We start from the raw sequence: 22,343 nt of genomic DNA on the forward strand, positions 1-22,343 counted from the left end.
CTAGAATTAAAGAAATATGTAATGGAGATGATTGCGTTGAACGTTACGAACATGATTCAAGCACAAAAAGCTTTTTTTGATACTGAAATCACACGCAGTGTCGACTGGCGGATTGCCCGATTGAATGAATTAAAAGCGGCTATTAAAGCACGTGAAGATGAAATTATGAATGCACTCTATCTCGATTTGCGTAAAAATAAATTTGAAGCATATACGACAGAAATTGGCTTTTTATACGAAAGCATTCGCTTTATGATCCGTCATCTGCCGCAATGGGCTGCACCGGAGAAGGTAAAGACACCTATTCATCAAATGCCGGCCGAAAGCTTGATTTTAACTGAGCCGTACGGTGTTACTTTAATTATTGGACCATTTAATTATCCGTTCCAGCTTGTAATCGAGCCGCTTATCGGTGCGATTGCAGCCGGCAACACGGCCATTGTGAAGTCATCTGAAAGTACCCCGCATACGTCCGCTGTCTTAAAAAGTCTGCTCGAAGATACATTTGATCCGTCGTTTATCGGCGTGCAGGAAGGCGGAAAAGAAACGGCTACAGAACTTCTGGCCGCGCCGTTTGACTATATATTCTTTACTGGGAGTGTGCCTACCGCGAAAGTTGTGATGGAAGCGGCTGCGAAACAACTGATTCCAGTAACACTTGAACTAGGAGGGAAAAGTCCGACGTTCGTTGATTATTCGGCTGATCTAAAACAGGCAGCGAAGAGGATTGCATGGGGGAAATTTTCCAATGCAGGTCAAACCTGCATTGCCCCGGATTACGTGCTCGTTCATCAAAATGTGAAAGCCGCTTTTTTAAAAGAATTGACGCTGTCTATGTTTGATTTTTACGGAGCGGATCCGCAAAAAAGTCAGGATTTCGGACGTATTGTGAATGAAAAGCAGTTTGATCGTTTGCAAACAATCTTGCAAAAAACAAACGGGAAAATTGTACAGGGCGGCGGGACTGATCGTGATGATGTCTACATTGAACCGACAATTGTGGAAGCGGGTTGGGATGATCCGCTAATGGAAGATGAAATTTTCGGCCCGATTTTACCCGTTTTGACTTATTCAGAGCTAGATCAAGCGATCAAATGTGTGAAAAAATTACCTAAACCACTGGCGCTTTACGTGTTTACGAAAGAAAAAGCAATCGAAGAAAAAGTGATTACGTCTATACCATTTGGCGGTGCGAGTGTAAATGATACGCTCGTTCATGTGTCGAGTCCATATTTACCATTTGGTGGTGTTGGTACATCAGGTATGAATGCCTATCATGGGAAAGCTAGTTTTGATGCTTTTTCCCATAAGAAAAGCATTATGAGAAAAAGCAGTTTACTGCAATCAAATTTATTGTATCCACCATATGATAACCGGGTTAATCTTGTACGAAAATTGATTCAATAAACAGGAATATATTGTTTGAAAATAGAATAATAAAAAACGAAGAGAAATGGAGGGGGACAAGTGCCAATTAGTTTAGAACGCTTAAAAGTACCGGATGAATTTATATTAACACAGGAAGAAATTATAGAAGAAGCGGTTCAATTTTTAAATCAAAATGGCTGGACTGCTCATGTCGAATCCACAGTAGGGGGTCACGATATTCAAGCTGAAAAAATGGAGTGGACCGCCTATGTAAAATGTAAAGGATCAAGAGGAAAACGGCAGCAAGAAGGAATGGTATATGATAATACACAGCTTCGCTCCAATGCGGCAGATCAAGTGGAAAAACTAATGCGTATACAGGAAGAAGCGGAAACGCCGAGTCTATTTGTTATGGCAAATCCAGGACTTGACCGGATGAAATGGACTGTCTCCAAACTGTCTGGAGGTCTTGATAAACTTGATATTATTCGCATGTGGATTTATCCAGATGGCGTTGTAAAATGGGACGTCCCAGCACATCTTTTACACGTTGCAAAATCACTTGAAATTGAGAAAAAATGAAAGGTTTAGTTGCAAGAGGATTGGAAAAATGGTACATTAGAGACAGCTGTTCGTACGTTTCAAAAGAAAATGGTCTATTGTTTTTTCGTCTTGAGATAGTAGCAAACAGCAAGAATGATTGTGTGCATAAAGTATAAGGAGGACAAGACATGTTACAAGGTAAAGTAAAATGGTTTAACGCAGAAAAAGGTTTTGGTTTCATCGAAGTTGAAGGACAAGATGATGTATTCGTACATTTCTCAGCTATTCAAGGTGAAGGCTACAAATCACTTGAAGAAGGCCAAAGCGTGACATTTGAAGTAGTTGAAGGACCACGTGGCCCACAAGCTGCTAACGTTGAAAAAAACTAATCTGATTGAAACTATAACAGGTGAAGCCTCGGCTTCACCTGTTTTTCGTTGTAGTTTTCCTTATGCATATTTTGAAAACGCTGTCAATACAATTACAGAAAAAATGTCACAAAAACGTTATAAATTGATCGAGGAATCGGATCTATTTTTATAAAAAAAGAGTACAATGTATGAGGAGAAAGAAAATGAAATAGAACAATCAGGAGGATGAGTATGTTATATATCGCAGCAGCTATCGTCGTTGTTGTTGTAGGAGTTGTACTCGCTAACCGTTATTTAGCCGGCCATAAAGTAGAAGAGGGATTGCTTGTTGTCAAGTCAGGGGACAGAGAAACAACTATTCCGATGAATGAAATTGTTGAAGTATTTGAAATGGATGAATTCCCGAAAGATCCATCATTTATCGAAAAATATATTGTCCGTCCGTACGTAAAAAAGAAACGTGTAGCTGTTTACACTCGTTCCAATGTATCTTATTTATTTGTATTACGTAATAAAGATCGGCTTGTAAAATCAGTAAAAACACAAAATCCACGCGTTCATATAAAAGCAAAAGTTTTGTGAAAACGGATGTTGATCCGTTTTATTTTTTTGAATAAATAAACCATAAATTTATTATGTAAACTTGATGTCTTCTTATGCTTAGTTATAGAAGGGGAAATGCCTATTTACAAAGGCTACAGAAGCTGTTACGTTAGAATAGTTAGTATGAAGAAATGGGGTTATCTATATAATGGTGATCTTTACGGAAGAGCAGCCGGAAGCTATCGTAACCAGTACATCATATTGCTGGAAGAAAAACATAGTCAAGGTAGAAGATGGATATTTAAAAAGTACCGGCATGATCACGAATACTCGTATTCCTATTGTTCATATTGATACTGTTGTGTACTCTTACAATCCGAAAAAGCCGGCCATTGTCCCGGTTTTAAAAATTATCGGCAAAGGTGCAGTGTTGTGTGAAATGGAGATTTCAGCTGAACATATCGAAGCTGTTCAAGACTGGATATTGTATGTGATTAATCCGTCGTGACCATACAAAGCCGCCTCTTATTAGGCGGTTTTTTATTTGCAAAAAGAAAGGAAGTTAATCAATGAAAGGATCTACTCACGCAGCAATTGGCGCTGTATCGGGTCTTGGTGTCTCTATCTGGATCAATGCTACACCACTTGAAACGGCTATTTTAGCAGGGGTTGGCTCTGTTGCTGCACTCGTTCCGGACCTAGACGTAAACGGGAAATTGGCGAATAAAATCACAGTCGAAAAGAAATGGCTTATTTTGTTCTTTTCGATAGCTGGCCTTTTTTTGGCGCTTTACAGTTATTTTATGCTGATCGGTATTAAACAGATGAGCGGTTTTCTAATTAGTATGGGCCTTCTTTTATTACCGAGGTTGTTCATTAAACAACGGACAATGCTATTTATCACTGGAGCACTCGTACTATATGCAGGGTGGTATATAAAAGAGACTTGGGTCATGTATACAGCTTTGTTTATTATATTTGCTTCACTTGTTTCGCATCGCACATGGACGCACTCTATTATTGGTGTAGCGGTTTTTTATTTTGTGGCCGTAGAAATCGTTAAAGAATATCCATTGCCTGGTTTATTTATGACGCTTTTGATTAGTTATATTTCTCATTTAATTGCTGATATGAAAATGTTGCCAGCAAATAAAAAAGGAACAAAATGGTTTTATCCATTATGGAAAAAAGAATTTTAAAAAGTCGTTTAAACGGCTTTTTATTTTTAATACATTATATGCAAAATTCAAATAAAAACAAAAAATTAGTATTTAATAAGTCAAATACGGGAATAGAAATAAAAAACGAACAGGAGATTATTTATATGTGGAAAAAATTTTTTTCAAGTATTGGCATTGGCAGTGTAAAGGTGGATACAATTTTACATGATAAAAAAGCAGCACTAGGTGAAATGATAAAAGGAGATGTGTTAATCTGTGGCGGCCAGACAGATGAGCCTATCCAAAAAATAAATCTACTTCTGTACCTGCAATATGAAGAAGTGCGTAAAGACAGCGATTTTTCATGGCATGATAAACATATAGACGAATTAACAATTGTTGTGAATCGACATATTAAAGCAGGAGAGAAAGATCGTATTCCATTTACGATGAAAATTCCAGCTGACGGTCCGAAAACCGGAGAAAAGCATAAATGGTTTTTACAAACGACAGTTTTAATTAATCAATCAGTTGATCCTACCGATGAAGATGAGTTAATGATTGTATAAAAAGCAGAAATCTTTCTGCTTTTTTTTTCATGAAAGGGTTTGACAATACGTTATTCGTGTTATATATTAATAAAAATAAATATATATTGTTATATAACAGAGGAGGAACAAACAATGGATTTGTACAAAGAGGCTTATGAACACTATACACAGATGTGTGAAAATTACGGCATGGACTGTATTCCTTTTTATCACTTTATGCACAACTTAACAGATGACCAGATTCAGCAGTACATACAAACAACAAAATAACTTTAGAAAGGTTGATTTATCACGGAAAAATCAAGTAAATGTGATGTCTAAAAACCCCGTTAACTTCTTGCAAAAGTAGACGGGGTTTACACATGTTTTTGCACGTTTATTTTGGGAAAATCACATTTCTTGTTCTTTTGTCATTTCAAGTATGGCTCCGAATGTGTTTTTCATTTTAAAAGCTGTAGTCTTTTTCATTTGATTAAATATGGCATACGTTACAAAAGGATAACCATTTTTTCTACAGAAAACAAAATTTTCACCGTGGTAATCCGAAACGCGAAGTCTGTTTCTTAATTTAAATTGCGCTTGCTTCTTCTTATGACTTTTTAATAAATCCATATCACTTTTATCAATATCAATTGTGCGAATAGCTGCTTTTATCTTCGGCGAAGTTAATTTGTATTCTCACATATTGTTGTTTTTGTTGTACAACGTTTTAGTGAACCGTATTTCGTTTGTATCAAAAAGGTGTTAGAGTCTGTTCTGATCGATCTTTTTTCAAAACAGGCTCTTGTCTTTTGTTCGTCTATCAAGGTTAAGAGGGCTATTTTGATCAAACTTTATTTCAAAGCTACACTAAGTACATACGGATTTCAAAAATAAACATAAAATTTTTTATTTTTTTAATATTTAATATTGACTAATAATAAAAACATTGCTAACATATTGAAAAATAAATACTAAGTATTTCAATAGGTTTTATTAATTCGTTAACCGGTCAGCCGGAGACGTTTCTTTAATACAAAGAAATGTCTCCGGCTTTTTTGGTTGATGAGCAAGCTGACCAGTCCGCTGGAGGCCTTTGCAACAAGCGTTATTCGTTTGCGGTAAAGGTTTTTTCTATTGGAGAGGAAGTAAAAAAAGGAGGAAATTATAAGAAGAAGATGCAGAAACGATTCAATACTAGAAGAGAAAAAATAAATGAGGTGAAAAGGATGACGGATAAAATTCGGTTTGAACACGTAACGAAAATATTTAAAGTGCGTGATACCGAACAAGGAAAAAGAGCGCTGAAGGAATTTACAGCGGTAAAGGACTTGAACTTTTCTGTAAAAGATGGTGAATTTTTAACACTAGTGGGTCCAAGCGGTTGTGGTAAATCTACTTTGTTGGATTTACTTAGCGGCTTAACGAAACCAACATCCGGTAGAATCCTTCTTGATGGGAAGGAAATAACGGGCCCTGGGTTAGATCGAGGAATTGTATTCCAACAATATGCTTTGTTCCCATGGAAGACAGCTTTAGGCAATATCGAATTTGGTTTAGAAGCAAAGGGTATTTCGAAAAAAGAGCGCATCGAACTAACTCGATATTACTTATCACTAGTTGGTTTAGAGGGGTTTGAAGATCGTTACCCTCATGAATTGTCGGGAGGTATGAAACAGCGTGTTGCAATTGCTAGAAGTCTGGCATTTAATCCAGATGTATTGCTAATGGATGAGCCGTTCGCAGCATTAGATGCACAGACGCGAGAAACACTGCAAAGTGAACTGTTAAGAATTTGGGAAAAGACGAAAAAAACAATTATATTCATTACACATGGAATTGATGAGGCTGTGTATTTAGGTCAGCGTGTAGCAGTTATGTCTACAAAGCCTGGATCGATTAAGCATATGATTGATATTCCTTTAGATTCACGATTAAACGAACTAGACATTCGTTCCCATCCAGAGTTTGTTAAAGCACGTCATCAAATTTGGAATTTACTTCATGGAAATATCTATCAAGCGGCTTCCATCTAATAAAAAATAAAAAGGAGTGATTATATTGTCAAATACAGAAAAAGTGATTGCTGTTCCAATAGAAAGAAGGCAACAAATACATTTTTCCTTTCATTGGCTGCAAAAACTTGTGAAACAGACAGCTGTCATCATACTACTGCTTTTAATTTGGGAGACTGTCCCACGTATCGGGCTAGTAGACGCAGCATTCTTTCCAGCTTTTTCTGATGTAGTGAAGTCTTGGTGGGCAATGCTTGTATCAGGTGAGTTGTTCGCCCATTTCACAGCTAGTATTGTACGCTCTTTAACGGGATTTATTTTAGCTTTACTGATTGCCATTCCACTTGGTCTGCTCATTGGCTGGTATCCACTAGCGAAGGATTTACTTAATCCAATTTTGGAGATATTCCGAAATACAGCAGCACTGGCATTACTACCTGTTTTTATGCTGTTACTAGGTATTGGTGAAACATCGAAAATTGCGATTGTGCTCTTTGCGTGCACGTGGCCGGTTTTATTAAATACGATTGCAGCTGTTCGCAATGTCGATCCGCTACTCATTAAATCGGCACGCTCGATGAATATTTCATCCTTTAAATTATTTATCAAGGTCATTTTACCGGCTTCTGTACCAACCATCTTTACCGGTATTCGCATGGCAGGTACTGGTGCTATTTTAGTCCTTATTGCGGCTGAGATGGTAGGTGCGAAAGAAGGCTTAGGCTATTTAATTACGTATTCACAATACAACTTCCAAATCCCTGAAATGTACGCGGGTATTATCACAATTGCTTTGTTGGGCTTACTAATCAATCAAGGTTTAAGCGTGCTCGAACGTAAATTTTCAAAATGGAAGCAACCAGTGCAATGAATAGTCTGAATGATTATACGTAAGCGAACATACTTTTTTTTGTATTAATTCTGATTAAAAAAATATGATAAATAGGAGTAATTGGTATGACAAAAAAACAAATGAAATTAGGTGCGTTTATTCTTTTACCAGGGCAGCATGTAGCAAGTTGGCGTTATCCATCAACGCAACCACATCGTACATTTGATTTGGATTACTTAACTGAAATAGCAAAAACGGCGGAATGTGGAAAATTCGATACAATTTTCTTTGCGGACGTATTTGGTCAAAATCTTGCAGAAAATACACCATCAGCATTGAAGTTAGATCCAGTCATCCTTATTTCGGCGCTTGCAGCAGTTACTAAAAATATTGGTTTAACAGCTACATTGACAACAACGTACAACGAACCATTCCAAGTAGCGCGTAAATATAGTGCTATTGATCATTTATCAAAAGGGCGAGCAGCTTGGAATGTCGTAACATCAGCAAACGACAGTGAATCTTTACTATTTGGTAAAGAAAAGCATTTACAACATGCTGATCGCTATGAACGCGCAGAAGAGTTTGTTGATGTCGTGAAAAAATTGTGGTTCTCGATTGAAGATGAGGCATTAATCATCGACAAGGAAAATGGTGAATTTTTAGATTTAAATAAAGTACATCCAGTAGATCATGAAGGAAAATGGTTCAAAGTACAAGGAACATTAGATTCTCCTTCAACTCCACAAGGTCATCCAGTCATTGTGCAAGCAGGTTCATCGGAAGCAGGAAAAGAATTGGCAGCAAAAACGGCGGAAGTGATTTTTACAGCGTGGCAAACGCTTGAGGAAGCACAAGCATTCTATCGAGATGTTAAAGGACGTCTTGCAAAGTATGGTCGTAAGCCTGAGGATTTAAAAATTATGCCTGGTGTATTTATTACAGTTGCTAAAACAGAAGAAGAAGCGATTGCTAAACGAAAAGAACTAAATAGCTATATTTTACCTGAAATCGGCTTAGAGTATTTATCTGGCTTTACGGGGGTAGATTTAACAGGTTATGACGTTGATGGACCAATTCCTGACTTTGCAGAAATAGAGGATCCAACAAATCCAGGTATCCGCCGAAATCTTATTCGCGGGCTAGTAGAGCGTGAAAATTTAAAAACACTTCGCGAAGTATATGAACGTATTTCTGGAGCACGTGGTCATCGCGAAATTGTTGGAACACCTTCACAAATTGCAGATCAATTAGAAGAGTGGTTCTTAAATGAAGGTGCAGATGGTTTTAACATTCAACCTCCAACATTCCCAGATGGCCTGAATGATATCGTTGATTTAGTAATCCCAGAGCTTCAACGCCGTGGTTTATTCCGCACGGAGTATGAGAGCGATACACTTCGCGGGAATTTAGGGCTTTCCGTACCGGTTAATCCAAATAAAAAACAGCCACAAACAGTGGGAGAATAAGGAGATAATATATGAAAAAATTAGCATCATTTATTTTAATAACAAGTTTAATCAGTAGTATTTTAGCAGGTTGCTCAGACGATCAGACAACATCTGCGAATGGAGAAGAAGATAAGGTACTACAATATCAAGGTTCACCAGGTAGTGTAAGCTTCCCTGAGCTAGCAGAGGACTTAGGTTATTTAGGGGATTTGAAGTTAGAGTATATAGGTGATAGTGTAGGCGGTCCAGAAAGTATTCAATTAACCGCGACAAAGCAAATTGATTTTGGTGCAGCATTCAATGGAGCCATTATTAAATCTCATTCACAAAATGTGAAAATAAAATCAGTCGTTGGATCTTACGGTAGTGATGAAAATACGTATATAGGTGCATATGTACTTGAAGGGAGCACGATTAAATCGGCAAAAGATTTCATTGGTAAAAAAGTAGGTGTGAATATTCTAGGTGCTCATCTGGAGTTTGTTACCAAAGATTATTTACGTCAGGGCGGCTTAACTGAAAAAGAAATTGAACAAGTGACATTAGTGACGGTTCCAGCAGCCAATGCTGAACAAACATTACGAAATGAACAAATAGATGTCGTTTTATTAAGTGGTATTGCGAGAGATCGAGCTTTAGAAACAGGAGGAGTCGTAGAATTATTTAAAGATATTGACGTGTTTGGTGCAGAATTTACTGCAGGTGATACGTTTTTTACAGAGCAATATATCAAGGATAATCCGAATACCGTAAAGCAATTTACTGAAGGGGTTGCAAAGGCGATTGACTGGGCACAAACAACGCCGAGGGAAGAAGTCATTGCACGCTTTGAGAAAATTATAAATGAGCGTGGACGCAAAGAAACAGCAGACAATCTTAAATATTGGAAGAGTACAGGCATTACTGAAAAAGGCGGTGTCATTAGACCATCAGAATATGACGTTTGGATTGATTGGCTTGTGAAAAGTGGTGAATTAAAAGAAGGTCAAGTAAAGGCGGAAGATCTATATACAAACGAATATAATCCTTTTGCTAAATAATTTTTTGATTAAATTCTTATTAAAAAAATAGGATAAATAGGAGTGGTTGATATGACGAAAAAACAAATGAAATTAGGCGCCTTTTTCATGATACCAGGGCATCATGTCGCAGCTTGGCGTCACCCTAAAGCAGAAGCTCATAATGTAATGAATTTTGATTTTCTAAAAAGGCTGGCGCAAACAGCTGAGCGTGGAAAGTTTGATATGGTTTTTCTTGCAGACGGTTATGCAGTGAGAGCAAAAAATCAAAAGGTCCTCGATCAAACTGTCAATACTCATTTTGAACCATTCACCCTTTTATCCGCACTTTCTGCGGTCACACACCATGTTGGACTTGTAGGGACGGTATCAACTACGTATAACGAACCTTTCCACGTAGCTCGAAAGTTTGCTTCACTTGATCATTTAAGCAATGGTCGTGCAGCGTGGAATGTGGTGACATCGAATACGGAAGAAGAGGCTAGGAATTTTAATCAAGAACATCATTTGCTGCATTCAAAGCGCTATGATCGGGCTGGAGAATTTGTCGATGTTGTCGAAAAACTGTGGGACAGTTGGGAGGATGAAGCTCTCGTTATAGATAAAAAATCAGCACAATTTGCAGAAGGTTCAAAAATACACGCTGTCAATCATAAAGGCGAATGGTTTTCTGTTGAGGGGCCACTAAATGTGTCCCGTCCTGTGCAAGGTCATCCTGTTGTCGTTCAAGCAGGATCTTCCGAAGATGGGAAGGAACTTGCAGCGCGTACAGCGGAGGTTATTTTTACTGCATGGCAAACACTTGAAGAGGCACAAGCTTTTTATTCCGATGTAAAAGGACGTATGGCGAAGTATGGCCGTAAACCTGAGGAATTGAAAATCATGCCTGGTATCTTCCCGGTAATCGGAAAAAACGCAGAAGAAGCAGAAGAAAATAAAAGGTTGCTTGAGGAACTGATTCCAGAGGAAGCGGGGATTTCCCTTTTGTCGGCCATGATAAGTTTTGATTTATCGAGCTTCCCAGTGGATGGACCATTGCCGGAGCTACCTGAATTGGATCAGGTAAACGGTGGGAAAAGCCGTTTTAAGTTACTAAAGGATCTTGCCGATCGTGAAGGATTGACGATTCGTAAACTGTATCAACGAATTGCCGGTGCCCGTGGACATAGAGAAATAAAGGGTACACCTGAACAAATTGTGGATCAAATGCAGGAATGGTTTGAAAATGGAGCAGCGGATGGCTTCAATGTTATGCCTCCTTATTTACCAGGCGGACTTGATGATTTCGTAGATCACGTCATTCCTGTACTTCAACAACGCGGACTGTTCCGCACAGAGTACAGAGGAAACACTTTACGGGAGAATTTAGGATTGAAACGACCAGCCAACACGCTAATTGCTAAAACAAAAGAAACGATATAACGGATGTTAGAGGCAGACGTGAACGTAGTTCTTGTTTGCATCTATCGGTTTTCTTGAATGGAGATGAAAAGCATAGCAGGATTAGTCCCTGAATCTCGGAAGTACACTTTTATTTTGACAGCATTAGTAATCGGTTCTTTTATTTCCATTTATCAGTCTGTTTCCTTGAATGTCTCATTACCCGGTTTTATGGATATTTTTGATACGGATTTGACTACGGTGCAATGGCTCATGACAGGGTTCACCCTCGTAACGGGACTCATCGCTCCTTTATGCGGCTATCTTGGAAATCGATTTGGAACGCGTGAACTTTTTTTATTTTCAGTGGCAGGGTTAATAATTTCGTCACTTTTATGTGCTTTTGCTTGGAATATTGGTTCGCTGATCGTATTCCGGGTCGTACAAGGTGTTTTTTGCGGGACTATTCAGCCTGTAACCTTGATGATCATTTATCAAATGCTTCCGGAACACAAACGTTCCATGGCTTTAGGGTTGTGGTCGGCCTCTTCTGTATTAGGCCCTGCATTAGCCCCTACCATCAGTGGCTGGCTTCAATCATGGAATTGGCCAATGATCTTTTTAATAATGATTCCGTTCGGAGTGATCGCATGGATATTTGGATGGTTAAGCCTAGAGAAAAGGACAGATTACCAGAAGTCTGCATTTGATGGAATAGGCATGATCGGCATTGTTTTCGGCAGTCTGGCTTTATTGGTTTTATTTAGTAATCTTTATCAGTGGGGAATACTTTCAGGAAAGTCAGTCATCTGTTTAATTATAGGGATTTTCTTTCTTAGTCACTTTATTTGGAGGGAACTTCGAATGAAGGAACCGTTATTGGAGCTGCGACTTTTTACAAATAAGACATTTGTTTTGAGTCTGATTACCTCGCTTATATTAATTAGCAGCCTGTTTACAGGAATTTATTTTATCCCATTGTATTTGTTAGAAGTCCATCAGATGACCCCTACTGAAGTCGGTATATTACTCCTTCCGCCTGCACTATCGATGGCGGTAGCCACTACGGTGAGTGCCAAATATTATGAGAGGGTCGGGCCACGGCCGTTGATATTGATTGGAACACTCTTTTTAGTGATTGCCACTTGGGAATTTAGTCGTTTAACGGTGGACTCGACTCCAGGTTTCGTCATGCTATGGATGACTTTTCGCTATATAGGACTTGGATTATCGATGACCTCTACAATCAACGCGGGGATGAGTGCGGTCCCATCTAATCTGTCTGGTGACGCTTCTTCTTTGATTAATTGGGCCAGGCAAGTGACAGGAGCAATGTCTATCGGAATATTCACATCTTTTTTCTATACAAGAATGGATTTTTATGGAAGTGTAGATGGTCTTTCTCCCGAGATATATGTAAAAGGATTGAATGATGTATTTATTCTGGCAACGATCTTGACTTGTTTGAGTATCCCGTTTTCGTTATTGCTTAATGGAAGACTGGGCTACAAAAAGAGAAGTGAATGGGCGAAGAGATAGAGGCATAAAAGGAACCGCTTGTGCGAGGTCCCATATTGAGAGGGGGGATGCTAAGCCGATTACGCTGAAGGTATCATGATTTTAAACCAAAAATGTATAAAATGTAATCATAACTAAAATGAATTCTATAGGAAATGAGGTTATCTATAATGAGTTTAACTGTTAAGCCTGTTGAGAAACTTACAAGCGAGGTTAAAGAATATCGTAAAGCGGAGCATTCTGTTAGTCCCTTATTTTTAAATCGTTGGTCTCCTCGTTCATATTCTGACCGGAAAATTTCTGATGATGATGTATATAGTATTCTTGAAGCTGCACATTGGGCCCCTTCAGCTTTCAATGATCAGCCTTGGCGCTTTATTGTAGCTAAGACAGAACCACAACTGAAAATTTTTCATGAGTTCTTAAATCCTTTTAATCGGGCTTGGGCAGAAAAAGCTCCAGTTCTTGTTCTAGTAGCATCAAGTAACCGAAGAGAGAATGGCGATCCAAACGAGGCACATGCATTTGATTCCGGAGCCGCTTGGGGTTACTTAGCGATTCAGGCAACTTTACTGGGACTTAGCACACATGCAATTGGGGGATTTGATAAAGATAAAGCTCGAAACTTGCTGAATATTCCAGATGATTTTGATCTCCATGCAGTTATTACCATTGGCTATCGAGGGGAAAAAGAAGCACTCGATAAGAATTTGCAAGAGCGTGAGAATCCAAGCACCAGAAAGGCATTAAAAGAAGTTGTTTTTGAAGGAGCAATCACTTCGTAAGCTGAGATAATATTCTCCAATTATAGTGACAACCTACTCAATCTTAGTTGCCATCAGCTCAGTGGAGTCCAGCGACAGAGAGTGGCCATTGCGAGGGGAATAAGTCTTCAGCCAAGTTTGCTTATTTGTGACGAACTAACATCCAGTTTAGATGTATCCATTCAAGCACAAATTTTAAATTTGCTGAAGGAGTTGAAGAGTGAAATCAATATATCCTATTTGTTCATTTCACATGATATAGCCACTGTGCAATATATGTGTGAACGAATTGCGGTTTTAAAAGAAGGCATGTTGGTTGATTTATTTTCATCCAAAGATTTCTTTTCAGAAAATCGTCATCCATATACCGAGAAGCTTGTAGAAGCTGCATTAGAATAATATAGAAATTTCCTGTAATCAATTCATAATTATTACGGTTAATGAGAACTCTTCTTTGAATAAAAAATTCCTGTAACAGTGGGGAGCGGTTGTTTAGGGGAGAGAGGGAACATGTATTGAATCATCGATCCTATCTTGCTTTAGCCGTCCCACTCACCATCTCAACTCTGACAACTCCCTTACTGGGAGCTGTAGATACAGCAGTTGTCGTGCACTTGCCTAATCCTGCTTATATCGGGGGAGTCGCCATAGGGACCATTATTTTCAATACGATGTATTGGTTATTTGGGTTTTTACGCGTGAGTACATCAGGTTTTACAGCTCAAGCACATGGAGCAAACAATGATATTAAAGGGATATTAGTCCTTACAAGACCATTTTTAATTGCCATTCTTATAGGAATAAGCTTTATTTTCCTTTTTATTATCACGTAACAGAAAAGCCGAGTCAAAAGTATCGTTATTTAACGACCTTTTGACTCGGCTTTTAGAGATCATTCTTTTAAAATGTTTTTAAATAAGAATTAGGAACGAAACCAATTACGTTAGAGCCGGCTTTAATAAGCGTCCAGCTTCCAACTTTATAGCCAATTATTACTTTCTCATTATGTTTAAGAATACCTACTTGAGCATAATTTTCAGACGGTCCCTTTTTTATAGGAAGGGATTCCGTATTTACATACATCTCTCCACTAAACGGAATCGTTGGATTGTTTATCCGAAGATTATAGTCAATAGCTCTTGCTAAGAATATCGCAAAGTCTGCTCGGATAATACTTAAATTAGTTCCGAAAGTGCCATTACCCATACCTTGAGCAATATCTCTTGATGTCAGAGCTTTTTCAGCTCCCGAAGTTGTATTTCCATAACTATAGTCGAACGATCTGCTGATCATAAGAGCCATTTCGCCACGAGTTACGTTTTCATAAGGCTTAAATGTACCATCTTTATAGCCAGATAGAATCTTCTTGTCTACGGCAGATTGAATATACCCCGATGCAAACATGCTGGCACTGACATCTATAAAAGAGTTCTCTCGTTTTGTACCATCAAGGTTTAAAGCACGACCAATCATGGCAGCAGCTTCAGCACGTGTTACTTGTTGACCTGGATTAAAATTACCTTTGAGATCACCATTCGTAATTTCTCCTTGTGCTAAGTATGTGATTTCCTTATACGCACGATATGAGGAACTAATATCATTAAATAAGGTTGCTTCTCCTGAATTACTTCCTTCTTTCACAACATATGCGTCTTTACTTTCAACACCAGTTGCTGACACAGATGTAATTCCATACGTATATACTTTGTTTGAACTTACTGTCTTGTCTAAGAATACCGTATTTCCTTTCGTATTATAGACAACATCCACTATGTTTCGTGGATCTTGATACGACTCTTCTTTGTTTCCTTCAAAACGATAAATCACATATTTTCTTGGTTGTTTACTATTTTGATCTTTGATTTCGAGCATCATACCAGCCGCATCCTTGTTAACTCGTACGAATGTTGGCTTTAAAGGTTGAGCAGCGTTTTTCCAAGAAGTTGCTGGAGTTACAGCTGTATAATTATAAAGTTGTTGCTTAAGAATCGTTGCATAACCAAGCGAATTATTTTGTATGCTTCTTAGGGAAAAGTGCATTTGACCTTTCGTTATTTTGTCAGCTCTGTTAGCTATCACTTGATTCGGAAGCTCCATTTTATTATTCCATGTTGCATCGGAGTCATTACCGACTTTATAATCTGCTAAACCAATATAGAGATTAACAGGATGAACTTTAGCATACGTTTGCACTTCATAGCTCCACCAGTTTAATAGAGTATTATACTTCGCAACTGATAAATTTTTAGACCAGTAAATTTGTGGAGTAATGTAATCAATGTTACCGTCTTTAATCCATTGTCTTGTATCTGCATATAAATCATCGTAATTATTTACACCGGCTTGTGTATCACTTCCAGTTGGATCGAGCGATTTATTACGCCAAACACCGAATGGCGAAACCCCAAATTGAACATGCGATTTAGTCGCTTTAATAGTTGAATATAAATTTTCAACAAGTTGATTAACATTATTTCGACGCCAATCTTCAATTTTTTTAAAAGACGTTCCGTATTTTTTGAATGCAGCTTGATCTGGGAATACCTCATTCTTTATTTTATATGGATAAAAGTAATCATCCATATGAACGGCATCAATATCATAATTAGATACTAATTCTTTGACTGTAGAAATTAAATAGTTTTGCACTTCAGGAAGACCGGGATTTAAATAATATTGTTGCCCATATTTAACTACCCAGCTAGGATTTGTACGAGCTACATTATCAGGCGCAAGACTTGTTAATGTTTGTCCTGGCATTGTTACTCGATAAGGGTTTACCCATGCATGTAGCTCCATACCGCGGTTATGCGCTTCTTCAATCATGATTAATAAAGGATCATAACCCGGGTTTGTTCCTTGTTTTCCACCTGTTATATAGAATGACCATGGAGCCAACTTTGAAGGATACAAAGCATCATTTGTTGGTTTCACTTGATAAATGACCGCATTGAATTTATTGGCTTTCAATTGATCCAATGTTTTACGTACCCAAGTTATATATTCGGCTTTATTCATTCCGGCTTTCATATCAACATTTTGAACAGTCGCAATCCAAGCTGCGCGCATTTCATTCTTAGGAGATGTATTGCTTGCTCCTTTAGTTGGTAAAGGAAAGATGGAAATAAATAAAACTAGTATCATAACTGCTGACATCATAAATCTAAACATATCTTTTTTCTTCATACGTAAAAATACACTCCTTGATTAAAAAATAGATTAATTTATTTTTTATGGATGAAATATGTGGAACGACAATAAAATCTTCATTAGCGGCACCTCTATTGTATTTATTTTGGGTAATTAGTAATAGTACGATCACCACTAATTTAGTATACAGGAAAATACAACCAAAACAAACTATATGGTAAAATGCAAATGTAAGATAAACGAAGAGAGGTAGGAGAATGATAGAGTGAAAGTACCATTTGGGAAGATCGGGCTCCTGGCGATTCTCGCAGCGGGTCTTATGAATAATGGTGAAGCGTTGGCAGAGTCATCTGTTACGTCCGCATGTGAGGCGTTTGGAAATGTGAAAACTGGCGTGAATTCGTCTTTTCAGCATGTGAACTGTCTTTTGACGAATGCGGCACTTGAAGCGGACATTCCACCAGAAGTTGTCAAAGCAGTCGCGACGATGGAAAACGGCGGCTGGAAGCAGTTTGATGCAAATGGGAATGCAATAATTTCAGCTGACGGTGGGATTGGTTTAATGCAGGTTACGAATCAATCAAACTACGATCAAGAAAAACTGAAAACAGATCTTGTTTACAATATCGAAGCAGGCGTTCAAATTCTCGACAGCATGTATGACCGCACATCATCGGATCTTCCGAAGATTAAAGAGGCGGGACGTCATGTGATTGAAAACTGGTATTTTCCGGTGATGGCGTACAATGGTACTAAGCCCGTGAACAGCCCCATTGTAAAAGGGACAGGCCTTGTGAATACAAATGCATATCAAGAGCGGGTGTTTGCAATTGTTGAGCAGAAGAGTTTTACAGGGGATAGAGAACTCGCGGCATTTTTGTTCCATGCGGATGATTTTGCTTATGATCCCAGTTCCAATCAAAATATTACTTTTTTGAAAAAAGAGTATACGCCAACGGAGGATACACATGAATCGATTTATGGGCTGAAAGCGGGAGATTATGCGATGACAACAGATGCAGTTAATCTTCGCACCGGACCAGGCACCATGATTATGAAACAGCTGTCCAAACATACAGTTCTGACGGTGACTGGACGGTTTGTATACGATCAAGGCAACAATCATTATGTTTGGTATCCGGTGAGAACGCCGGATGGACAAACCGGCTATATCGCGTCTGCTTATCTCCAAAAAACGGATCCGCCGGCTGTATCTTTTTCGGATGTGAGCACGCAAAACCGTTTTTATACGGACATTACGGTGCTAAGTAAACGGGGGATCATTTCGGGCTTCCCGGATGGGGCATTCGGTCCCCGGCAGATCGTAACTCGCGGACAGGCGGCGATTATGATGGCGCGTGCGTTTAATTTGCCGGTGAGCGAAGGAGACTACGTCGAAGCGGTGAAGCGAGATGGCATTATGTCGGGATTTACAGATGGGCATTTTTATGAAAACCGTTCTGTCACACGCGGACAAATGGCCATCCTTTTAACAAATGCATTTAACTTGAAGGAAACAGCAGCGATCACATTTATAGATGTTTCTTCAGCAATGAAGGCGTATGATTCGATTAAACGTGTTGTTGCTGCAGAAATTGCATTCGGATACGGGAATAATACGTTCAAACCAGATGATGACGTAACAAGAGAACAATTTTCTGCGTTTTTAAACAGGGCTCTTCAGGAATAAAAAAAGTGGAGAGTATAACGAGACAATAGATAGTGGTACTGGGGACGATGAATCTCTCACTGGCTCTTTTTATTAAAAGGAGGGCTGGTCATTAAATTCGGAAAGATGATTCTTATGAGTAATGAGAACTCCTTCATAAGATTTTTAAATCAAGCCCTATGAAACACAAAAAGTCATTATTTTGCATTTGGCACAGATCAAAAACCAGCGCCATTCCTTACAATTCAAGGAGTGGCGCTGGTTTAAATGTCTGGGAAGGGAACCAATGCCACTTCCGCTGACTCTTTCTCTAATAACTAATAAGACACTAATGAAAATTAGAATTGATCCTATCCAAAATATTAAACCTATATTTTCTCCTAGAAGAAGCCACCCTAGAAATGTTCCAACTACAGGTTGAAAAAAGAAAAATAAACCACCACATAAAGAAAGAAATATGACTGTAAATCAAATTTGTGAAATTACAAATGTCTTTAGAGCTTCATTATATAGAAAGCTATCAGAATTGAATAATTAGCCAATCTTTATTCCGCTAAAGGGCCAGATTGTTGAAGAAGATAAGTAATAATTGCAAATAAAACTAATATGCGATATATTGGTTTTATGAAAAAAGACATTATAAAACCAATTAAACGTTTGTCATTTAGAGATGAAGTATATCAAACTTTAAAAAAGTCGATTATCACTTTGGAATTACATCCAGAAGAACGCTTAAATGACAAAAAATTAGCAGAGAAGTTTGGAATTAGTCGTACCCCTGTTAGGGAAGCACTTAAACGACTTGAAGACGAAGGACTTGTTGAGTCACTTCCAGGGTCATCTACTCGCGTAGCACCATTAAAATTAGAGGAGGCGAAACATGCTTTTACTGTTGTAGCAGCTTTACATGCTTTAGCTGCTCGACTTGCATGTCCTTTATTGAAGGAAACGGATATTGAAAAATTAGAGTTTAGCAATAAAACTTTGCGACTTGCAATTGAAAAAGGTGATGTTATTAAGGCGGTTGAGACAGATGGAACTTTTCACAAGGTTTTCTTAGACGTGGCTGGGAACCCTGAAATAGTATTCGCATTAGAACGTAGTGTACCTAAAATTCAACGATTAGAGATTTCACAATTTACTACGCTAAAAGGGTTAAATTCGGTTGAGCAGCACAAACAAATTATATCAGCTTGTAAAAATCGGGAATACGAAATAATCGTCCGTCTTGTAGAAGAAAACTGGCTAAGTCTTGGCGAACTACTAACACAACAAGCGGACCCGAGGTGAGTTCAGTTGCAACCAATTTTAATAGGTATTTGTGCAGCCTTCTTTTTTGCTTTTACATTTGTTCTTAATGCATCTATGGAGCTGTCTGGTGGTAGTTGGATTTGGAGTGCTTCGCTCCGATATATCTTTATGGTTCCATTTCTCTTATGTATTGTAATAATTAGAAAAAATTTACGACCACTCTTAAACGAAATGAGAAAACAACCAAGAACATGGGTTTTATGGAGCTTTGTTGGGTTTGGGTTATTCTATGCTCCCTTATGTTTTGCATCTGCTTATTCACCTGGTTGGCTTATCGCTGGAACATGGCAAATCACTATTATTTCAGGTGCTTTACTGGCACCGTTATTTTTTGAAACAATATACACAAAGAATGGACCTTTACAGATAAGAGGGAAAATTCCCTTTAAAGGTCTTATAATGTCACTTATCATTCTGTTAGGTATTGTTCTAATGCAAATTGAACATGCAAAACAACTTTCTTTAGAAAGTCTATTATTGGGAGTTGTTCCCCTTTTAATAGCATCATTTGCATATCCTTTAGGGAATCGTAAAATGATGGAAGTGTGTGAAGGGCGTTTAGATGCTTATCAACGAGTGTTAGGAATGACATTGGCAAGTCTTCCATTCTGGTTTTTACTTTCCTTGTATGGCTTTTATACCGTAGGATTACCAAGTAAGGGGCAGAGTCTTCAATCTTTATTGGTGGCACTTTGTTCAGGAGTCATTGCTACTGTCCTATTTTTCAAAGCAACAGATAGGGTAAGAGGAAATATGCAAAAGTTAGCTTCTGTTGAAGCAACGCAATCAATGGAAGTACTTTTTGCATTAGCTGGAGAACTAATATTTTTGTCAATACCAATTCCATCTCCATTATCTTGGTGCGGTATTTTTATCGTCATTCTAGGAATGATTTTGCATAGTTATGTTTCAAATAGAAAAGAGGAAAGTCATTTTAAACAGTCAGTGAATCTTTAAATTATCTTTATAGCATCATAACTCGCAAGTTAGTAGGTAATATATGTTCTATTTGTCTAAATTGCTGAACATTATGTTTAATAGCATCTAATGAAACTTCTGCCCATGTGTCCCGATAACTATGTTGATTCATGTTGTTATCCCTCCGAATGTCTGCATGAAAAACCCCTCAAAATTGGTTTTTTGAGGGGACATATTGTGGTCGAATAAGTTAATAATTAGCTAACTTTTATTTCTTTTTCAAGAGTTTTCTCAACTGTTACATAGTCATAGCCAAGGTCTTTTGCAACAGCTTCATATGTGATTTCGCCGTTTGCAACGTTAACACCAAGCTTTAATGCACCGTTTTCAGAAATCGCTTTGAATACACCTTTGTTTGCAAGTTGCAATGCGTAAGGAACGGTTACGTTTGTTAAAGCGATTGTAGATGTTCTTGGAACTGCACCAGGCATGTTCGCAACAGAGTAGTGAAGAACCCCGTGTTTTTCGAATGTTGGGTTATCATGAGTTGTTACATGATCGCTTGTTTCAACGACGCCGCCTTGATCGATTGCCACATCCACGATAACAGAACCAGGTTTCATTGTTTTTACCATTTCTTCTGTTACAAGCTTAGGAGCTTTTGCACCCGGAATTAATACCGCGCCGATTAAAAGATCTGCTTCTTTTACAGCTTCCGCGATATTGAATGGGTTAGACATTAATGTTTTGATTTGGTTACCGAAGATGTCTTCTAATTGACGTAGACGGTCAGCACTTAAATCGATGATTGTTACGTCTGCACCTAAGCCAATTGCCATTTTCGCAGCGTTTGTTCCTACTATACCACCGCCAATGATTGTGACTTTACCGCGGTTTACGCCAGGAACGCCTCCAAGAAGGATACCTTGACCGCCGTTTGTTTTTTCTAAGAACTGAGCACCGATTTGTCCAGCCATGCGACCAGCAACTTCACTCATTGGAGTAAGCAGAGGAAGTGTGCGTCCAACTGCTACAGTTTCGTATGCGATGGCAATAACTCTTTTATCTTTAAGAGCTTGAGTTAAAGAAGGTTCAGCTGCTAAATGTAAGTAAGTGAATAAGATTAAGCCTTCACGGAAGTAGTTATATTCGCTTGAAAGAGGCTCTTTAACTTTCATGATCATTTCTACTTGAGCCCATACGTTTGCAGCACTTGCAATAATTTCTGCACCAGCAGCAGCGTAATCTTCATTAGTAAAACCGCTTCCGAGCCCAGCGTCTTTTTCTACTAATACTTTATGTCCGGCGTTTATAAATGAAACTACCCCAGCCGGAGTAAGAGCAACTCGATTTTCGTTATTTTTAATTTCTTTAGGTATACCGATAATCATATCGTGATTTCCTCCTTTAATAACTTGCTTTACATTTCCTTGCGACTTTATTATAGAGCGCTTTCAACAATTTTTCTTTATTGAAAAAGGAGAAAAATTTCACGGGTTTTTGATTTTTTTCACAAAACGTTCATAATCACTTAAACTTCTCAAGCTTGAGGTTAAGATAGAGCGTCCTCTTTTGATTCGGATCCTTCAAATCAATCTCGCCAAAAAATCATTTAATTTGTTGAAAGGCTGTTCTATCTGATTTAGAGAGATCAACAAAATTAATTGATGATGATCAATCGAATAAAGTGCAATCTTCAATTGTAATAGGACAATGAAAGAACTTCACTTACGACGTCGGCAAACTCCTCTAGACTGTAAAAATTAACTCTAAAAGGGTCATTTTTCATATATGTCATATA

22 protein-coding genes and 3 pseudogenes are annotated in these 22,343 nt (G+C 38.2%); 21 read left to right on the top strand and 4 right to left on the bottom strand.

What is annotated here, in order from left to right; translation table 11 throughout:
- The first annotated feature begins 30 nt into the window (after window positions 1-30).
- From AWH49_RS01560 to AWH49_RS19835, 8 genes are all read left to right on the top strand, one after another.
- Window positions 31-1,407 carry an aldehyde dehydrogenase gene (locus AWH49_RS01560; RefSeq protein WP_244886766.1) on the top strand — a complete coding sequence of 459 codons (1,377 nt, stop codon included), beginning with the start codon at window positions 31-33 and terminating at the stop codon, window positions 1,405-1,407.
- A gap of 60 nt (window positions 1,408-1,467) precedes the next feature.
- Window positions 1,468-1,950, top strand: coding sequence for a hypothetical protein (locus AWH49_RS01565; protein WP_034284804.1), 483 nt, complete (start codon window positions 1,468-1,470; stop codon window positions 1,948-1,950).
- A 149-nt stretch (window positions 1,951-2,099) separates the two neighbouring features.
- Window positions 2,100-2,300, top strand: a complete 201-nt coding sequence (gene cspD / locus AWH49_RS01570; protein ID WP_018392868.1) for a cold-shock protein CspD — start codon at window positions 2,100-2,102, stop codon at window positions 2,298-2,300.
- A gap of 213 nt (window positions 2,301-2,513) precedes the next feature.
- Window positions 2,514-2,864, top strand: coding sequence for a SunI/YnzG family protein (locus tag AWH49_RS01575; protein ID WP_063964447.1), 351 nt, complete (start codon window positions 2,514-2,516; stop codon window positions 2,862-2,864).
- A gap of 169 nt (window positions 2,865-3,033) precedes the next feature.
- Window positions 3,034-3,333: a hypothetical protein gene (locus AWH49_RS01580; RefSeq protein ID WP_018392871.1), complete on the top strand. Its 300-nt coding sequence runs from the start codon at window positions 3,034-3,036 to the stop codon at window positions 3,331-3,333.
- A 61-nt stretch (window positions 3,334-3,394) separates the two neighbouring features.
- Complete coding sequence (locus AWH49_RS01585; protein WP_063964448.1) at window positions 3,395-4,024, top strand: metal-dependent hydrolase; 630 nt, start codon at window positions 3,395-3,397, stop codon at window positions 4,022-4,024.
- A complete protein-coding gene (locus tag AWH49_RS01590) occupies window positions 4,006-4,554 on the top strand; it encodes a sporulation protein (RefSeq protein WP_169815962.1) in 549 nt (182 codons plus the stop codon). Before AWH49_RS01585 ends, AWH49_RS01590 begins: the two co-directional genes overlap by 19 nt.
- Before the next feature lie 114 nt (window positions 4,555-4,668).
- Complete coding sequence (locus AWH49_RS19835; protein WP_018392874.1) at window positions 4,669-4,806, top strand: hypothetical protein; 138 nt, start codon at window positions 4,669-4,671, stop codon at window positions 4,804-4,806.
- A gap of 120 nt (window positions 4,807-4,926) precedes the next feature.
- Here AWH49_RS19835 and AWH49_RS01595 read toward each other — a convergent pair whose 3' ends face one another.
- Window positions 4,927-5,148, bottom strand: a complete 222-nt coding sequence (locus AWH49_RS01595) for a hypothetical protein (protein WP_063964449.1) — start codon at window positions 5,146-5,148, stop codon at window positions 4,927-4,929.
- 596 nt (window positions 5,149-5,744) lie between these two features.
- Here AWH49_RS01595 and AWH49_RS01600 point away from each other — a divergent pair.
- The 9 genes and pseudogenes from AWH49_RS01600 to AWH49_RS01640 all read left to right on the top strand — a co-directional run.
- A complete protein-coding gene (locus AWH49_RS01600; protein ID WP_063964474.1) occupies window positions 5,745-6,551 on the top strand; it encodes an ABC transporter ATP-binding protein in 807 nt (268 codons plus the stop codon).
- 25 nt (window positions 6,552-6,576) lie between these two features.
- Window positions 6,577-7,401 carry an ABC transporter permease gene (locus AWH49_RS01605; protein WP_063964450.1) on the top strand — a complete coding sequence of 275 codons (825 nt, stop codon included), beginning with the start codon at window positions 6,577-6,579 and terminating at the stop codon, window positions 7,399-7,401.
- 86 nt (window positions 7,402-7,487) lie between these two features.
- Window positions 7,488-8,831, top strand: a complete 1,344-nt coding sequence (locus AWH49_RS01610) for an LLM class flavin-dependent oxidoreductase (protein WP_063964451.1) — start codon at window positions 7,488-7,490, stop codon at window positions 8,829-8,831.
- Between the two features lie 11 nt (window positions 8,832-8,842).
- On the top strand, window positions 8,843-9,853 hold the full coding sequence (locus tag AWH49_RS01615; RefSeq protein ID WP_063964452.1) for an ABC transporter substrate-binding protein: 1,011 nt from the start codon (window positions 8,843-8,845) through the stop codon (window positions 9,851-9,853).
- A 51-nt stretch (window positions 9,854-9,904) separates the two neighbouring features.
- Window positions 9,905-11,254 carry an LLM class flavin-dependent oxidoreductase gene (locus tag AWH49_RS01620; protein WP_063964453.1) on the top strand — a complete coding sequence of 450 codons (1,350 nt, stop codon included), beginning with the start codon at window positions 9,905-9,907 and terminating at the stop codon, window positions 11,252-11,254.
- 114 nt (window positions 11,255-11,368) lie between these two features.
- Window positions 11,369-12,751, top strand: coding sequence for a DHA2 family efflux MFS transporter permease subunit (locus tag AWH49_RS01625; RefSeq protein ID WP_244886762.1), 1,383 nt, complete (start codon window positions 11,369-11,371; stop codon window positions 12,749-12,751).
- Window positions 12,752-12,900: 149 nt separating this feature from the next.
- Complete coding sequence (locus AWH49_RS01630) at window positions 12,901-13,515, top strand: nitroreductase family protein (RefSeq protein ID WP_082862633.1); 615 nt, start codon at window positions 12,901-12,903, stop codon at window positions 13,513-13,515.
- Window positions 13,516-13,524: 9 nt separating this feature from the next.
- Window positions 13,525-13,893: an ATP-binding cassette domain-containing protein gene (locus AWH49_RS01635; RefSeq protein WP_280512809.1), complete on the top strand. Its 369-nt coding sequence runs from the start codon at window positions 13,525-13,527 to the stop codon at window positions 13,891-13,893.
- 116 nt (window positions 13,894-14,009) lie between these two features.
- Window positions 14,010-14,312, top strand: a pseudogene (locus AWH49_RS01640) (MATE family efflux transporter); the annotation flags it as partial.
- Between the two features lie 82 nt (window positions 14,313-14,394).
- On the opposite strand, the gene AWH49_RS01645 reads toward AWH49_RS01640, so the two are convergent.
- Entirely contained in the window at window positions 14,395-16,680 is a 2,286-nt protein-coding gene (locus tag AWH49_RS01645) for a family 10 glycosylhydrolase (protein ID WP_063964458.1), read from the bottom strand.
- Between the two features lie 229 nt (window positions 16,681-16,909).
- Here AWH49_RS01645 and AWH49_RS01650 point away from each other — a divergent pair, with 229 nt between their 5' ends.
- Window positions 16,910-18,334 (top strand): S-layer homology domain-containing protein, encoded by a 1,425-nt coding sequence (locus AWH49_RS01650; protein ID WP_063964459.1) that lies wholly within the window; start codon window positions 16,910-16,912, stop codon window positions 18,332-18,334.
- Window positions 18,335-18,616: 282 nt separating this feature from the next.
- Here AWH49_RS01650 and AWH49_RS20595 read toward each other — a convergent pair.
- A pseudogene (locus tag AWH49_RS20595) lies at window positions 18,617-18,754 on the bottom strand (EamA family transporter); the annotation flags it as partial.
- Window position 18,755: 1 nt separating this feature from the next.
- Between AWH49_RS20595 and AWH49_RS19845 the strand changes: the two are divergent.
- From AWH49_RS19845 to AWH49_RS01660, 3 genes and pseudogenes are all read left to right on the top strand, one after another.
- Window positions 18,756-18,851 (top strand): annotated as a pseudogene (locus AWH49_RS19845) (helix-turn-helix domain-containing protein); the annotation flags it as partial.
- Between the two features lie 86 nt (window positions 18,852-18,937).
- The gene (locus tag AWH49_RS01655) at window positions 18,938-19,603 is read left to right on the top strand and encodes a GntR family transcriptional regulator (RefSeq protein ID WP_034284997.1); all 666 of its coding nucleotides are present in this window, start codon (window positions 18,938-18,940) and stop codon (window positions 19,601-19,603) included.
- Window positions 19,604-19,609: 6 nt separating this feature from the next.
- Window positions 19,610-20,581, top strand: a complete 972-nt coding sequence (locus tag AWH49_RS01660; RefSeq protein WP_063964460.1) for a DMT family transporter — start codon at window positions 19,610-19,612, stop codon at window positions 20,579-20,581.
- 218 nt (window positions 20,582-20,799) lie between these two features.
- Here the strand turns inward: AWH49_RS01660 and ald are convergent, their stop codons facing one another.
- Window positions 20,800-21,933 (bottom strand): alanine dehydrogenase, encoded by a 1,134-nt coding sequence (ald, locus tag AWH49_RS01665; protein WP_063964461.1) that lies wholly within the window; start codon window positions 21,931-21,933, stop codon window positions 20,800-20,802.
- Window positions 21,934-22,343: the final 410 nt, after the last annotated feature.

This window comes from Domibacillus aminovorans (assembly GCF_001643235.1).
GTDB lineage: Bacteria > Bacillota > Bacilli > Bacillales > Domibacillaceae > Domibacillus > Domibacillus aminovorans.